The 14,862-nt window shown below is 51.5% G+C and carries 13 protein-coding genes; 8 read left to right on the top strand and 5 right to left on the bottom strand.

The features are described from left to right. Positions 1 to 10: 10 nt before the first annotated feature. The gene (locus ACNA05_RS01605) at positions 11 to 3,382 is read right to left on the bottom strand and encodes an autotransporter domain-containing protein (protein ID WP_415809624.1); all 3,372 of its coding nucleotides are present in this window, start codon (positions 3,380 to 3,382) and stop codon (positions 11 to 13) included. 192 nt (positions 3,383 to 3,574) lie between these two features. Between ACNA05_RS01605 and lspA the strand changes: the two genes are divergently transcribed. From lspA to ACNA05_RS01585, 4 genes are all read left to right on the top strand, one after another. Continuing rightward, positions 3,575 to 4,141 carry a signal peptidase II gene (lspA, locus tag ACNA05_RS01600; RefSeq protein ID WP_415809623.1) on the top strand — a complete coding sequence of 189 codons (567 nt, stop codon included), beginning with the start codon at positions 3,575 to 3,577 and terminating at the stop codon, positions 4,139 to 4,141. A gap of 70 nt (positions 4,142 to 4,211) precedes the next feature. Beyond that, positions 4,212 to 4,754: a DUF3035 domain-containing protein gene (locus ACNA05_RS01595; RefSeq protein ID WP_415809622.1), complete on the top strand. Its 543-nt coding sequence runs from the start codon at positions 4,212 to 4,214 to the stop codon at positions 4,752 to 4,754. Positions 4,755 to 4,817: 63 nt separating this feature from the next. Continuing rightward, a complete protein-coding gene (gene mutL, locus ACNA05_RS01590; protein WP_415809621.1) occupies positions 4,818 to 6,713 on the top strand; it encodes a DNA mismatch repair endonuclease MutL in 1,896 nt (631 codons plus the stop codon). Between the two features lie 125 nt (positions 6,714 to 6,838). Beyond that, on the top strand, positions 6,839 to 7,279 hold the full coding sequence (locus tag ACNA05_RS01585; RefSeq protein ID WP_415809620.1) for a hypothetical protein: 441 nt from the start codon (positions 6,839 to 6,841) through the stop codon (positions 7,277 to 7,279). 27 nt (positions 7,280 to 7,306) lie between these two features. Here the strand turns inward: ACNA05_RS01585 and rsmD are convergent, their stop codons facing one another. After that, the gene (gene rsmD, locus ACNA05_RS01580; protein WP_415809619.1) at positions 7,307 to 7,879 is read right to left on the bottom strand and encodes a 16S rRNA (guanine(966)-N(2))-methyltransferase RsmD; all 573 of its coding nucleotides are present in this window, start codon (positions 7,877 to 7,879) and stop codon (positions 7,307 to 7,309) included. Beyond that, entirely contained in the window at positions 7,879 to 8,934 is a 1,056-nt protein-coding gene (locus ACNA05_RS01575) for a pseudouridine synthase (protein ID WP_415809618.1), read from the bottom strand. Before ACNA05_RS01575 ends, rsmD begins: the two co-directional genes overlap by 1 nt. Positions 8,935 to 8,972: 38 nt before the next feature. Here ACNA05_RS01575 and tadA point away from each other — a divergent pair, with 38 nt between their 5' ends. Both tadA and ACNA05_RS01565 read left to right on the top strand, forming a co-directional pair. Further along, complete coding sequence (gene tadA, locus ACNA05_RS01570; protein ID WP_415809617.1) at positions 8,973 to 9,443, top strand: tRNA adenosine(34) deaminase TadA; 471 nt, start codon at positions 8,973 to 8,975, stop codon at positions 9,441 to 9,443. Continuing rightward, positions 9,440 to 10,456, top strand: a complete 1,017-nt coding sequence (locus ACNA05_RS01565; protein ID WP_415809616.1) for a DMT family transporter — start codon at positions 9,440 to 9,442, stop codon at positions 10,454 to 10,456. Before tadA ends, ACNA05_RS01565 begins: the two co-directional genes overlap by 4 nt. On the opposite strand, the gene ACNA05_RS01560 is transcribed toward ACNA05_RS01565, so the two are convergent. After that, entirely contained in the window at positions 10,417 to 11,166 is a 750-nt protein-coding gene (locus ACNA05_RS01560; protein ID WP_415809615.1) for a TSUP family transporter, read from the bottom strand. The genes ACNA05_RS01565 and ACNA05_RS01560 overlap by 40 nt on opposite strands. 370 nt (positions 11,167 to 11,536) lie before the next feature. Here ACNA05_RS01560 and ACNA05_RS01555 point away from each other — a divergent pair, with 370 nt between their 5' ends. Further along, positions 11,537 to 12,301: a cell wall hydrolase gene (locus ACNA05_RS01555; RefSeq protein WP_415809614.1), complete on the top strand. Its 765-nt coding sequence runs from the start codon at positions 11,537 to 11,539 to the stop codon at positions 12,299 to 12,301. Positions 12,302 to 12,368: 67 nt separating this feature from the next. On the opposite strand, the gene nadC is transcribed toward ACNA05_RS01555, so the two are convergent. Then, complete coding sequence (gene nadC / locus ACNA05_RS01550; protein ID WP_415809613.1) at positions 12,369 to 13,232, bottom strand: carboxylating nicotinate-nucleotide diphosphorylase; 864 nt, start codon at positions 13,230 to 13,232, stop codon at positions 12,369 to 12,371. Between the two features lie 77 nt (positions 13,233 to 13,309). Here nadC and ACNA05_RS01545 point away from each other — a divergent pair, with 77 nt between their 5' ends. Next, positions 13,310 to 14,860, top strand: coding sequence for a cryptochrome/photolyase family protein (locus tag ACNA05_RS01545; RefSeq protein ID WP_415809612.1), 1,551 nt, complete (start codon positions 13,310 to 13,312; stop codon positions 14,858 to 14,860). Positions 14,861 to 14,862 lie beyond the last annotated feature (2 nt).

Genomic DNA, 14,862 nt, shown 5'->3' with positions numbered 1-14,862 from the left:
GATAACTGTCTTAGAATAACAGGCGGACAACCACGCGGCCTGTATGGCGGATAAATCCGTCGCGGATATCACTGTCTAAATCAAAGCCGATGGAAGAATATTCCGATCCGGCGGCGACAGAGAACCCGACAATGAAACCGCTATCCGGGAACCCAAAGGAGTCCAGAGTGGTGCGCTGTCCATTGAGACCGGCAAATCCGAATTCTGTCAGAGCCGGGTCATTGAGGAAGGCGTAACGATAGCCAAATCGAACAGAGGGTCTGATCCATGTACGCTTGCCTTGGAATTCGGCGCCAAAATTCATGGTTGCGGCGGCAGACGCGCGGTCTGTCGTTCGCGCGCCTACGTCAAGAGCCACGCCTTCTGTTCCGTCTTCCGTGTAGCCGTCTTCGCTGAGGCGCAGATAGTCAAATGAGACTGCCGGACGCATCCAGTATCTACTAGATATAGGAAGATCGTAACCAAAACGGGCCGAGCCATTAATGTGATAACCGCTATAATCGGCAGACGCGCGGCCAAAGAAGTTATTGATTAAAACGCGTCGCTCTTGTTCGAATTTGTTATACCCGCCACCTGCGTAAAGCTCGACGCCAAGTTCGCCGTTGCCCATCGCCTGTGCATACCCAGCGTATAGGCCGGTTTGTAGGGTGATGACATCCAGCGGCTCATCCTGACCGACTACATCTTCGATTTCTGTGCTGGCAAACCCGAAATTCACCCCGACGGCGTGGAAAGGCCCAAAAGCGGTATCAAGTCCGCCGGTAAAACCAAATCCTTCGCCGCGATATTGTTCGGAAAGTCCGGCCAAATCCCGGTCTGCAAAATAGGCAAATTCCTGAATCCAAGCGCCGCCGGGTTTTTCCGGAGAGCGTCTGGCCGTGTCGAGGTGCGAGCCAACAGCGCCTGTCGCGCCGTCCACATTGGCGAGAACAAATTCACGCGCGGCTGCAGAGAATTCCGGCAGAAGCTGGTTAAAGGCCTGATTAAATTCAGTCCCGTTCGTAATATTGGCGATTGCCGTTCCAAGCTCTGAATTGGCGGTAAAAGCCTCAAGCGCAGGGGCGAAGGCGGCGGCTTGTGCAGAATCCAGACCCAAACCACCTTGTTCGATGGACAGATTCGGATCGCGAAGATCAACCGTCACGATCAAGGTATTGCTACCATCCAGACTATAATCAAAATTATATAGGAAAGGTTGGTTTTCCCCGATCCCGCTATTGAGGGAATTCAGAGTTTCTTCGGTAATGTCCAGAAGCGCAGCATTGGCAATCGTGAAGTCTTGACTGGCATTGTTTGTAATGGTGTTGAAGCGCGGCGAAATTGTTGCGCCCTCGCCAAAGCTGACTGTCCCGCTCGCATTGAGAGTGGACGCGCTGCCTGTTGCCCCGTTCAAAGTCGGGATAAAGGAAGATGTTCCGTCAAAACTTGCATTTGCGACCGAAAGAGGCTGCCCTTCTGTCAGAGCCAGCGTACTGCCTTCGGACACATTTAATGTCACTTCTCCGGCTGATTCTATGAGGCCCGTATAAGTGGAGCCGCCGGAAAGGGTTAGAGTGTCTTGCCCGCTGCCGAAATCAATGTCGCCGGTGATACTACCGGCTGAGGCGACGATAAGGTCATCGCCTGATCCGAGGCGGATATCCCCGACAGTTTGCGGTTCAACGGGATCAATATCGTCATCCGGATCGTCATCTTCACGAAGTTGCTGTGTATAGGTAAATCCTGATGTGTTGGCAGAAGCATCCAGCGCGACAAGGGTAAAGTTAGTTTCAGCAACTCCCGTTGTATCGGAATTTCGCCCTGTGGCAGAAATCAAGCCTTCATTTGTTATTTCTGATAGGCTCCCAGAGGCGTCACGTATGGCGAAGGCTTCGCCGGAACGTCCGACCAGAACCGATGTGATCGATCCTCTATTATAGAGGGAATCGGTGGTGGCAGCGGAGGAAATGTCAATCGCGGTGGCGCGCAAATTAATGGTATTGGTAATGGGGTTTGCTTGATCGGCGTAAATTTCATCCGCCGGTTCCGACGCCGTTGCCGAAACAACGCCCGTATTATTAATGTGCTCAACGATTGCCCCGTCGCCTAAAACAATGACTCGAGCATACCCGTCACCTGCCGAGACGCCGGGAACTGTGTGTAAACCTGTGCCGCTAAACGCAGAAACGGTCAGGGTTCCACTATTGCTTAATCCGCCTTCAAGCTCAGCATCCTGAATTGACAGGACAGTGGCATCGAAATCGTCAAATAAGCCCTGAGAGGTGATGCTTCCTTCATTCACAAACGCGAACTGAAGCGACTCGTCAAAGTTTTCGTCTGTTGGGTCTGTGACGGCGCTGACGCGGCCGATAGAAATCGGGACGCCGTTCCCGTCAATAACGATGGCCGGGGCGCTGCCGAAATGAGTAACGTTTGACGTCCGAACCGTTTGAAACTCTCCGGTTTCGTTGTCGTCTTCATCCAAAACGGGTTCTTGAACTACTGCAAAGTGCATGCCGCCTGTGATATTGCCGGAAACAGACACAGATGAGCCTGCATCTTGGAGGTTGTCAGCGGTAAGGTCTTCCCGGCCGATACCGTCACTGCCCTGGAAACCGGGACGACTCGTCAGGCGGAAGCCATTGGATCCGAGTGATCCGGAATTGACAAAACCACCCTGGACATCGCCGCTAATGTTATACGCGTTTGAACCTTCGCCGAGCGCCGAGACAGAGCCAGTATTCGTGATGTTGCCCGTGACGTCGCCTGCGATATTGACCCCGGCTCCGTTGTCGCCGATCAAAGATATCTGGCCTGCATTACTCAAATTCCCGTCCAGAGAGGCGGTCATCATATTATCTGTAATATTCACGCCGTAGCTATCATTGCCTTCGACTGTTACAGTTGACCCGGCTTCAAGAGTAACGTTGCCTTCGAAAGGGGAGGCCCCAGAAATCAATATACCAGTCCGGCCAGATCCTTGCGCGCGTGGGCCGTCGGCCACATTGTCGCCATTCGTATCTTCCGCGGGGAAGTCTTCGTTGAGGGTAATAGAACCGCTATTCGTGAAATTTCTATCCGCGCCGCCTTCAAGCGAAACAGCTGTTGCATCGTTGACGTCGGAAATCTGGATTTCACCCTCATTGATGAGGTCATTATTCGAATTCAAGGTGACAGCCGGGCCTTCGTCTTCGACGGTGACGCTACCTGTTGACGTGATAGTGACATCACTTGGTCCACCGTCCGCGCCGGCTGTGGCCGTATCAACGGGATCGGTCAGGTCGTCTTCGATAGTGACCTGGGCAAAAGCGAGCGAACCCCACCCCAAAATGATTGCCGCACTACACGCACCCCCGAGGTAGCGTGAGGCAGTCTTCACTGAGTAAGGGTGAAAAAGTGACATGAGCAAAGTCCCGTTCTTGCCGAAAAGCGGCCCAAATAGCCGTTTATCGGTTCATCTTTGAAAACTGTCTAACGACTTCATCGCGCTTCGCCAATGAAAGATTGGTTACAATTACAGGCGAAAGCAGAGCCTTGTTTCTTATAATTCTGTCGGTGATTGCCAATTGTGCGGTTTCGTGGCAATTGCGCCGCCATGACTAAAAAGACACCCGTTCCAGCCTCCGAGGGCGCGCCAGCCCCTAATCGCAAGCAAATTTGGCTGCGCTTTGGTGTTTTATTGCCGGCATTGATCATTTTTTTCGATCAATTAACGAAATATCTCATTATCCGGTTCTTTGAAATGCCGCTCAATATTTGTGAGATCAATCCAAAGCCGAACGTCGCCTATGACCTAAGTCCCATCATGGATTTCTCTCTCGTCTGCAATCAGGGAATCAGTTGGGGGTTATTGCAGGGCGATTCGCCGGTGAAACGCTGGCTTCTGACAATTTTCGCTCTGGGCATGAGCGGACTATTATTTTGGGTTTTAGGACAGACGCGCGATAAGATGTCTCAATGGGGGTTGGGCCTGGTTATTGGCGGCGCCATAGGCAACGGGATTGATCGTCTCTTTTTTGGGGCTGTAACTGATTTCATTGATTTCAGTGATATTGGCTTTAATTATGCGTTCAACATCGCGGACAGCGCCATCACGGTAGGCGTCGTGATGCTCTTTGTCGGCGCATTCCTGACCCGGGATGACTCAAAAACTGCGAAATAAACCTTTGGTCACTTGGCGCATGCCTTGATAGACGCTATGGCGATAAAAAAATTGATGAAGGACGGACAGTATGCGCCGCATTTTTGCCCCGATTATTCTCGCAACGACCGCTTCGGCTTTCCTGATTGGATGCACGTCGACGTCGAAAGCCTTAGGTCTTCGCAAGGATACGCCGAACGAATTTAACATTCTCACGAAAGCGCCATTGGTTATTCCGCCGGAATATAATCTTCGTCCCCCGCGTGTGGGTGAAAGTTCGGCAGATGACAATTACTCCCAACGCGCCGCCCGTGAAGCGCTAATCGGCGATATTGACGCCGCCGAGCCGAGTGAAGGCGAAGCGTTACTGATGAGCCAGGCCAATGTTGGGCGCGCTGATCAGGAAATTCGATTAAAAATCGATGGAGAGAATTCTGTCGAACGCAAAACAAAAGGGTTTGCTGACCGTATTATGTTCTGGAAAAATGGACAGCTGGTCAATGATCAAGGCGAAATTGTCCCGCTCGATCCAGAACGCGAAGCGCAGCGCCTCGAATCTGTCAATGCCGCGACTGGCGGAGGCGAAGTCGAGATTTCAAAACGCCCCGGCGGGCCAAAATTGCCCGGGCTTTAGTGTCCACAGCTTAACCTGCTGCTTATCATGGCCTAGTGACCTCTCAGTCGCTAGGCTTTTTTAATGAGCGCTCTGCCAATATCGATTCGCCGCTTGCCCAATGAAACCGTCAACCGGATAGCGGCCGGGGAGGTGATTGAGCGCCCGGCTAGCGTGATTAAAGAACTTGTCGAAAACGCAATTGATGCTGGCGCGCGTCAGGTTGATATCCGTTATGAAGACGGCGGACGGACGCTCATCTCTATTACGGATGACGGGCGCGGCATGAGCTCCGAAGAGCTCCCTATTGCGGTTGAACGTCACGCCACCTCTAAACTTTCCCCTAATTCGCAAGGGGATTGGGATTTATTGAATATTTCGACCATGGGGTTTCGCGGCGAAGCGCTCCCGTCCATCGGATCTGTCGCGAGGCTTTCCCTTTTAAGCCAGACGGTGGACTCGGACAGCGCTTGGGATCTGCGCGTCGAAGGCGGCAAGGTCACGCCGCCTAAACCCGCCGCCCGGTTCGGATTGCACGGCACGCGGGTTGAAGTGCGCGATCTGTTTTACGCCACGCCGGCGCGGTTAAAATTTCTAAAATCCGAACGCAGCGAGGCTATGGCGATTTCCGACACAGTGAAACGTCTGGCTATGGCCAATCCAATCGTTGGAATGACGCTGGGATCAACATCACGAGTGTCGCTTAAATTGGCAGGTCAAAGCGAGGGTATGGACGGTCGATTGGCGCGTCTGGCCGGCATTCTGGGCGAGGATTTCAGCGCCAATGCTGTGCCAATTAATCAGGTTAGAGAAGATATTGCGCTGACGGGGTTTGCGGGTCTTCCCACCTTTTCTCGCGGAAATTCGCAACATCAATATCTGTTCGTCAATGGACGACCAGTGCGCGACAAACTCTTGCACGGGGCCGTGCGCGGGGCGTATCAGGATTACCTTGCGCGGGATCGTCATGCGGTGGTCGCGCTTTATGTCGACCTGCCGCAAGACCATGTTGATGTGAACGTTCATCCGGCAAAGACAGAGGTGCGCTTTCGTAACCCCGGCCTCGTGCGCGGTCTTATTGTCAAATCCTTGCGCCACGCTTTGCAGGAAGCCGGCCACCGCGCCAGCACAACAGTGAGTGACTATGCTTTGGGCCGTATTCAGACCGGGCAGAGCCATATGCCGCTTCAGGGGAATTATAGTCCGCAGCGCGGCGGTTACGCGCCCAATTATCAGCCGCCTTATCGGAATGATTCGGCCTTGCAGCCTCTCGTCGACGGTTTTTCCGCAAAGGTTGAAGAAGGCGGCGAGGCGTTTGACGGCACATCCTCTTACGAAGGGGGGCAAGCCTATAACCCACAAGGTTATCCCGTGCAGGGGCAGGGGGAAGACCTCACGGCGAAACCGCTCGGCGCGGCGCGCGCGCAGCTTCATGAAACTTATGTCGTCGCGCAGACTTTGGACGGCATTGTCATTGTTGATCAACATGCCGCCCATGAACGTCTCGTCTATGAACGGATGAAAGACGCGATGCGCGGCAAGGGCGTGGAGCGGCAAGCGCTTCTTATTCCAGACATTGTGGAATTAGGCGAAACCGATGCGGCGCGCCTGTTGGAGCGCGCGGATGAGCTGGCGGAAATGGGCCTGAATATTGAGCCCTTTGGTGCAGGCGCCGTGGCCGTACGCGAAACCCCGGCCTTGCTCGGCGAGATGGACGTTCAGGGCCTTTTGCGTGACCTCGCCGATGATATTTCCGAATATGACGAAGCATTGAGCCTCAAGGAAAAATTTGAACATGTCTGCGGCACCATGGCGTGCCACGGCTCCGTCCGCGCGGGTCGTCGTCTGAATGGATCGGAAATGAATTCGCTGCTGCGCCAGATGGAGGCCACGCCCCATTCCGGCCAGTGCAATCACGGCCGCCCGACCTATGTGGAATTAAAGCTGGCCGACATTGAAAGACTGTTTGGGCGTCGATAAGGCGTCTGAAAACGGGTTTTAAATGAAGTGCCGTCTATTAGAGAGATCTAATAAATTTAAAAATGAGGTTCATTATTTCCGGCAAAAGCTATACTTGGATAATGCATAGTAGTTAGGAGAGGGATATGCCTGAAGATTGGGTTAATTTAGCGACGGTTGTTGGTGGATTTGCTACAGCTATAGCGACTGCCTTTGCACTTGTTGGTATTCCCCTTGTAATTTTTCAAGTTCGGTCTTCTAGAACGACACAAAGAGAAGCGACCGCCAAGCAGCTTTACCGACAATATTTGGAAGATTGCGTATGCCGACCGGACTTGGTAACCCCTGACCTTGAAAAATTGAGAAAAGAAGGCCGCTTTACTCAATATGAGTTATTTGTGGCGCATATGTTATTCTCACTGGAAGAAATTCTCGAAAATACGTCGGGTTCAGAATGGAGGAGTGTCGCGAAAGGTCAGATGCGGCGTCACATAGAATATTTGTCTTCTGATGCCTTTATCCCCAAACGCACCTATTACACCAAAGATCTCATAGAGGTTTTGGACATTTTGCTTGATGAGAAATAACTAGCGTTGAAATCTGTTCTAGTATTCTTAGAGGCGGACTTCATGCTCTCTTAAAAACAAAACCCTCGCCGCGCCCCAATTTTTATCGGCAAGTATTTCGTATCCTTTGATGTCAATTTCAGCCTCGACGCTGTCTTCCAATATGATGACGCCGTTGTCGGCGATGAGGTCGTATTCTCTCAGCCGGGAAAGGACGGGGCGCCATAGTCCCTTATTGTAAGGCGGATCCATAAAGATATGGGTGAAGGGGCCGCGGAGGTTTCCTGGTGCGATTTTGAGCTTCACCGCATTGTGGCGGTGGATGCGGGTGCAGCCGAACAGGTTCATCTTGTCGATATTATCCCGAATGGCGCCGCGGGCTTTGGGCTCGGTTTCGACGAAAAGGCAGAATTCCGCGCCTCTAGAGATGGCTTCTAAGCCTAAAGCCCCTGATCCTGCAAAGATATCAGCGACGATGGCGCCCTCTAATGACGGCGCCCATTCGGCGTGAGTGAGGATGTTAAAGATAGATTCTCGGGTCTGATCGCTTGTCGGGCGAGTTTTTCGCCCGTCAGGGGTTATGATGTTTCGGCCCCGTAATGACCCCGAGACAATTCGCATTATGTCTTCCCTTTTCTTTGTCCGCTTTTCCCATGAGATCTGGGCGCATATTTGCCTGATGTTTTGCCACCGGGCTTACCATATGCATTGCCAACGATTTTTTTAGCAGGCCGTTTCGATTTAGGTTTTGACGCGGGTTTTGCGCTGCCCTTTGCGAATTTACCTCGGCCTTTAGCGGCGTTTTCGTCCTTCGGCTTCTTTTGGAAGCGTTTCGCGCTGGCATAACTTCCGCGTTTGGGCTTCCGCGTGGGCGATTTTTCCTCGGGAATGTCGATAAGGTGTCCGACCTGATCGCGCAGAACGCGCGTTTTAATTTCCTCGCACGCCCCTTTGCCAAGATCGCCGAGCATATAGGGACCGAAAGAAACACGGATGAGGCGGTTTACTTTCAGATCGAGCGTTTCAAGCGCGCGCCGGACTTCCCTGTTTTTGCCGTCATGAAGGGTTACATTAATCCAGGCATTATCGCCTTGCTGCCGATCCAACGTGGCAATGATTTCGCCGGTGGGAATACCGTCTATGACAACGCCTTTTTTGAGGGTGTCTAATTGTTCTTGTGTCACCTTACCATAGGCGCGCGCCCGGTAGCGGCGGGACCAACCTGTGCTAGGGAGCTCTAGCGCGCGGGCAAGCTCGCCGTCATTGGTGAGCAGGATTAGTCCCTCTGAGGTCAAATCGAGACGTCCCACAGAAATGACGCGGGGCATATTGGTGGGCAGGGCCTCAAACATAGTCCGCCGGCCTTGTTCGTCTTTGTGAGAAGTCACCAAGCCGTCAGGTTTATGGTATCTCCACATACGCGGGATGTCCGGGGCTTCCACAGGCGCATTGTCGACGAGAATTTTTTCTTTGCCTGTTACCTTGAAAGCCGGGGTCGTCAGGACTTTGCCGTTCACCTTGACCCGGCCATCATCAATCATTCTTTCGACATCGCGCCGCGACCCCACGCCGACCCGGGCGAGAAACTTCGCAATCCGGTCGCCGGGTTTGTCGGCAAGTTTCGGCTTGCTTTGCCCTTTGGATTTGGACGGGTCTCTTTTTTGCATATCGGGCATGACTTGACCATTTGGGTTTGGACGCAGATGAAGCGTCTATGACGGATGAAGACTATATGCGCCTAGCGCTGGAGGAAGCGCAAGCCTCATCTCTACGGGGCGAAGTGCCTGTCGGGGCGGTTCTGGTCAACCCTGTCACACAGGAAATAGTCGCGAAATCAGGCAATGCGCCGATTTCAGAAAGCGACCCTACGGCCCATGCGGAAATCCTGGCATTACGAAAAGCCGCTCAATTATCCGGAAATTACCGCCTGAGCGGATTGACGCTATATGTTACTTTGGAGCCCTGCACGATGTGCGCGGGGGCGATATCGCAGGCGCGACTTGGGCGAGTGGTATACGGCGCAGTCGACATGAAAGGCGGCGCGGTTGAAAGCGGCGTCCGCTTTTTCGAACAGCCAACATGTCATCACCGTCCTGAAACTCAGGCAGGCATATTGGGTGAAGAGTCGGCAGATCTGTTGAAAGCATTTTTCAAATCCCGCCGCAAAAAGGACCGCCCGACATGAGAACCACGTGGCGGGAAACAGCGGTTCAGCCCCTTATAGGAGGCTCTTCCCCTGAGCCTTTGCACAAAGCCAAGGCAGGGTATGTTTTTGCGGCTCTCGGGGCGATGCTCTTTTCCATGAAGGCAATCCTGGTCAAGGTGGCTTATCTTCCGACTGGGGGATTAAATGCCAATGATCTGGACGCGATTACATTGATGGCTTTGCGAATGGGATTTGCCTTGCCGATTTATATAGGGATTTTGATTTTTTCCCTGCGAAAGGACGGCGCGGCCATTCCGTTCAAACACATCCTACAGGCAGCGCTTTTGGGGGTGATGGGATATTATGTTTGTACTTTTCTGGATTTTTCAGGCCTGAAATACATTACGGCTCAGTTGGAACGGCTTCTGCTGTTCACCTATCCCGTATTTGTGGTCATTCTCGGCGCGCTCTTTTTCGGAGGGCGGATAACCAAAGGCGGAATTGCCGCCATCATTCTCGCCTATAGCGGATTGGGAGTTGTTTTTCTGGGCGGTGATATCGCCACCGGACTGAACGTACCTTTAGGTAGTGCGCTACTTCTGTGCGCCGCCGTTCTGTTTGGATTGTTTCAACTCCTGGCCAAGCGGCTGATTGATAAGGTCGGGTCAAAGATATTTACCTGTCTTGCCATGATTGGCGCCGGGGCGGCTATCCTGACTCATTTCGTTATCTATAGCCTAAGCCAAGAGGGCGTTGTCGAGGCTTTGAACTTGCCGCCGAGGATTTATTTTCTCGGCGCCGCGATTGCTTTTTTCTCCACTATACTGCCGAGCTTTTTGATTAACGTCGCCATGGGGCGGATCGGCGCGCAGACTGTCGCCGTAATGGGAATGATTGGGCCCTTGGCCACGATTGTGGCGGCGATTGTCGTTTTGGGCGAGCCCTTTTCCTTTTGGGATGGGGTCGGCACAGTCGTGACCCTGTCGGGAATAAGCCTTTATATGTGGCTCAATCAGAGGAAACCCAAAAGGGATAAACCCCTGAGTACGTAAACAAAACCTATGAAGGTTACGAGATAGCGGCTGATAGATCGAAAGCCGACATCTGAGAAATGCTTTAACAGGCGCGTTCCCATATAGGTTCCGGCCATAACCGCGGGGATAGCGAGGAGGAATACCCACCAAGGCGGCAATCCGCCCAGTCCGGCGCTGGCGGCCAGCGGAAGGCCAAAATAAAGAATTTTGACCATGTGAGACGCAAACATGGTCACGGCTTTTGTCGACACTATTTGATGCCGGGTCAGAGTGGTTTTGACATAGAAGAAATCGAGAGCGGGGCCGGCGACGCCCGCTGTCAGGTTCAGACCCATAACCATCGCCCCGCAAAGAACAGCATTTGAGGGTTTCTTGGCGTCCCCTTGCAGCCACCCTTTAGGTAGCCAGAGCAAGAGCGGAAGTAAGCCGAGGGCGAGAAAAAGCTGTCCTTTGTTCAATGTGACAGAGGCGAGAGCCAAAAGCAGTATCGCGGGCAGAGCGCCGAGCAGCTGCCATCCCAGAATATTCCAACATATTCCATCCTTTAAAAGATAGGCCCGAAAGCTGTTACTCACGCTCTGCACAGCACCGTGAACCACCATAGCCTCGGCAACGGTCAGAAAAGTCGCGATGATGCCCATAAAGATCAAACCGCCGCCCATACCAAAAACGCCAGATATGGCGGCGGTAAAGAGCGCGGAGACCAGGATAAGGAGAGCGATTTTCATGAACCGCCTTATGAACGGTTCTGGCGCGAATTCAATTTGTGTCTTGAAGGAAATAAGCCATTTCTACGTGAAAAACTTAGAAAATTAAATCGGGAGACCTGCGGAGCAAAGAGGCGGAAATTAATTATAATCCAGGAGAAATAACGCGAAAAAGAGAATCAAATCTCGTTTTGAACTAATTATGAGTGTTAATTAACAGTTACTCGTGGATAAAAATGGGTCTATATGTTGTAATATAAATTCATAAAAACTATATGTAGTGCTTAAGAGTGACCTGATTGCAACAGTTTACCTTGTTTTAAGAAAAAACTGCATTCGGGATGGAACTGACTGTTGTGGGTTTTCCTGGAGACCTTTATTGAGCGCGCCAATGGGTAAGAAACGATATATCTTTGCGGGCTGGACATTGGGCTTGGTAGCTGTGGGAGCAGCGAGTGTTGCCTTTCCGGCAATCGCACAAAAAGCTGAGTCTCAGCGTGTAGCTGCGGAATGGGCTGCGAAAGCAGATGTCTTCACGGAAGTTGTGCAAGCGTCTGATGTTTCAGATTTCTATGAAACAGACACTTTGGCGTCTGATCTGACAAAAGTTGTCACGAGTGCAGAGCTTTCGACAGCTGCGCAACGCGATCATGCTGCGATTAAAACGCTGACAAAATCACAACCTCTTGTTCGTCAACTTGCAAAATATGACATGAAAGAGTTCAACTGTCTTTCCGAGGCAATATATTTCGAAGCCCGCGGTGAGACGCGTTCCGGCCAAATAGGCGTTGCCGAAGTGATCCAGAACCGCGTGAAGTCCAAACACTATCCAAATTCAATCTGCGGCGTTGTTTTCCAAGGTTCAGAACGTAAGCATGGATGCCAGTTCAGCTTCACCTGTGACCCCAATATCAACCGCGTACCAAAGGGTAAAGCGTGGGAGCGGTCAAAGGCGATTGCGGCCCTCAGTATGACAGGTTCGGCCCCTAAGCTGACGAATAATGCCACGCATTACCACACTATCTGGGTGAACCCGCCTTGGGCTAAAACTCTTCGTTTTAACGGCCAAATCGGCGTTCATAAATTTTATCGCTTTAAGTGGCAGGAACAACCTGTTCGCAAGAGCACGTCAATGAACGTTGCGCCTCCGACTTAGGCCGCAATGTTGTTGAAGAAATGACGCGCTTCGTTCGAAAGCGCGTTTTTTTGTACCTAAACCTCTCTTAGGACTCGTCCATTCCGATATCGAAATTCGGCGCAGAATGCGTGAGGGCGCCGATGGAAATGACATCAATCCCCGCTTCTGCCAAGCTTCGGACAGTATCCAAGTTTACGCCGCCAGAGGCCTCTAGAACGGGACGATTGTACTTAGAGGCCGAGACCAATGACACAGCCTCGCGCAATTTATCCGGACCCATATTATCCAAAAGGACGACATCCGGCTCAAAGGTCAGCACGATCTCTAATTGCTCTAACGTATCCACCTCGACACTGATCCGTGTCATATGATCCGCATTGTTTTTAAGCGTAGAGAGCGCGGCTTCGACGCCGCCAGCGAGCGCGATATGATTATCTTTAATCATGATCGCAGAGGCGAGACTTTCGCGGTGGGCAAATCCCCCTCCGGCCAGAACCGCCTGTTTCTCTAGCGCGCGCAGCCCTGGTGTGGTTTTCCGAGTGGCCGCAATACGGACATTTGTGCCTTTGACGAGTTCGACATATTGCCGGGTGAGTGTCGCAACGCCGGATAGGCGCCCTAAAAAGTTTAGAGCAATCCGCTCAGCAGATAGTAAACTACGGCTAGGGCCTTCGATCGTCGCGATTAGGTCGCCGGCTTTGACTAAAGCACCGTCTTTGATTTGCGGGGTAAAGGTCATCTCAGCGTCAACGAGCGCGTAAGTGAGTGCGGCCACTTGCAGCCCGGCAATTACGCCGTTCTCGCGTGCCCGCATGACAAGCTTCCCGTGCGCATTTTCGGGGATAAGGAGGTTGGCCGATAAATCCCCCGACACACCGAAATCCTCCGCCAAGGCTAATCTGACGATAGGTTCGATAACAATTTGGGGGAGGGGCGGTAGAGATCTCATGAGGGTTTCTTAAAGGCCAATCGGGCCAAAGACGAGAAAATTTTGACACTTTGTCTTTGATCGCTCGTAATAATCATATGTCTAAGGTTCTAATACCCATTTTTGCGGATCAACTTTCACACACGCTCTCCTCCCTAGCGGTTAGTGAGCCAGAAGAGAGTGTTATATTAATGATGGAAGTAATGAATGAGGCGACAACGGTGCCTCATCATCGCACCAAATTAGTATTTCTCTTTTCAGCCATGCGTCATTTTTGTGAGGAGCTCCGGCAGCAAGGGTGGGATGTCGATTATGTCAAACTAAGCGATGGAAAAAATGAGGGAACGTTTCGCAAAGAGGTGCAACGCGCGCTGGGGCGTCACGACATTGACCAAATTCGAGTGTGTGAGCCTTCGGTCTATCGAGTTTTGAAGGATGTTCAGGGATGGGAGGCCGCCTTGGGAGTGTCTGTTTCTATTACCCCTGATGATCGGTTTATCGCAACAAAAGACGAGTTCTTTGACTGGGCTGAGGATCGGAAATCATTTCGTATGGAGAATTTCTATCACGAGATGCGCCGAAAAACCGGTCTGCTTATGGAGGGTGATAAGCCTGTTGAAGGGAAATGGAATTTCGACAAGGAAAACCGAATGCCGCCCAAAGACAAAATGAAATTTCCTGACGCCTTGAAATTTAAACCGGATTCGATAACGCACGACGTTATCGAGATGGTGAAGTCCCAATTTGAGACGCGATTGGGAGATGTGAACGGATTTTTCTATGCAGTCACGCGAGAGGGTGCTCTCAAAAGCCTAGAATATTTCATCAAGAACCAGCTTGAAAAATTTGGTGACTATCAGGACGCAATGGTGTCAGATCAGCCCTTTATGTTTCACTCGCTGATTTCGCCTTATATCAATGCCGGTTTGCTAAGCCCTTTGGAGGTCTGCGAGCAAATTGAAGCCGCTTATCAGGACGGGAAGGCGCCCATAAATTCCGTCGAAGGTTATATTCGCCAGATCATCGGTTGGCGTGAATATGTTCGAGGTATCTATTGGTTGAAAATGCCAGGCTACGACACGCAAAACTATCTGGAAGCGGATCTCAAATTACCCGATTTTTACTGGACAGGTGAGACTGACATGCGTTGCCTTTCCCAAACGATTTCGCAAACTCTGGAATACGCCTATGCGCACCACATCCAGCGGTTAATGATTACGGGCAATTTTGCGCTGCTTATCGGAGTGGATCCCTATGATGTTCATGAATGGTATTTGTCCGTCTATCTGGATGCGTTTGAATGGGTGGAACTGCCGAACACATTAGGCATGAGCCAATATGGAGATGGCGGTTTATTAGGCTCTAAGCCCTATGCGAGCAGCGGATCCTACATCAATCGTATGAGCAATTATTGTAAAGACTGTGCCTATAATGTGAAAGACAGGGTCGGAGAAAAAGCCTGTCCTTACAACTCGCTTTACTGGCATTTTTTAGATCGAAACAAAGAAAAATTGCAGGGCAATAACCGGTTGGCGATGCCTTATCGTAATCTTGAAAACATGGACAAAGAAGTTCGCCAAGAATTAATAGAGAATGCAAATAAATTTATTGAATCCCTAAAGCCTTCAATGGCGAAGGATTATCTTTAAAT

The sequence above is a fragment of the Litorimonas haliclonae genome (genome assembly GCF_965138505.1).
GTDB lineage: Bacteria > Pseudomonadota > Alphaproteobacteria > Caulobacterales > Maricaulaceae > Litorimonas > Litorimonas haliclonae.
Note: the sequence above shows the minus strand (reverse complement) of the source record. Positions and strands in the feature narration are given on the sequence as shown.

Coding starts and splice junctions, on each gene's coding strand:
- ACNA05_RS01555 (WP_415809614.1), top strand. CDS start 11,537: ATGGGTAAGAAACGATATATCTTTGCGGGCTGGACATTGGGCTTGGTA.
- ACNA05_RS01595 (WP_415809622.1), top strand. CDS start 4,212: ATGCGCCGCATTTTTGCCCCGATTATTCTCGCAACGACCGCTTCGGCT.
- rsmD (WP_415809619.1), bottom strand. CDS start 7,879: ATGCGAATTGTCTCGGGGTCATTACGGGGCCGAAACATCATAACCCCT.
- tadA (WP_415809617.1), top strand. CDS start 8,973: ATGACGGATGAAGACTATATGCGCCTAGCGCTGGAGGAAGCGCAAGCC.
- ACNA05_RS01605 (WP_415809624.1), bottom strand. CDS start 3,382: ATGTCACTTTTTCACCCTTACTCAGTGAAGACTGCCTCACGCTACCTC.
- ACNA05_RS01565 (WP_415809616.1), top strand. CDS start 9,440: ATGAGAACCACGTGGCGGGAAACAGCGGTTCAGCCCCTTATAGGAGGC.
- ACNA05_RS01560 (WP_415809615.1), bottom strand. CDS start 11,166: ATGAAAATCGCTCTCCTTATCCTGGTCTCCGCGCTCTTTACCGCCGCC.
- nadC (WP_415809613.1), bottom strand. CDS start 13,232: ATGAGATCTCTACCGCCCCTCCCCCAAATTGTTATCGAACCTATCGTC.
- ACNA05_RS01575 (WP_415809618.1), bottom strand. CDS start 8,934: ATGCCCGATATGCAAAAAAGAGACCCGTCCAAATCCAAAGGGCAAAGC.
- ACNA05_RS01585 (WP_415809620.1), top strand. CDS start 6,839: ATGCCTGAAGATTGGGTTAATTTAGCGACGGTTGTTGGTGGATTTGCT.
- lspA (WP_415809623.1), top strand. CDS start 3,575: ATGACTAAAAAGACACCCGTTCCAGCCTCCGAGGGCGCGCCAGCCCCT.
- ACNA05_RS01545 (WP_415809612.1), top strand. CDS start 13,310: ATGTCTAAGGTTCTAATACCCATTTTTGCGGATCAACTTTCACACACG.
- mutL (WP_415809621.1), top strand. CDS start 4,818: ATGAGCGCTCTGCCAATATCGATTCGCCGCTTGCCCAATGAAACCGTC.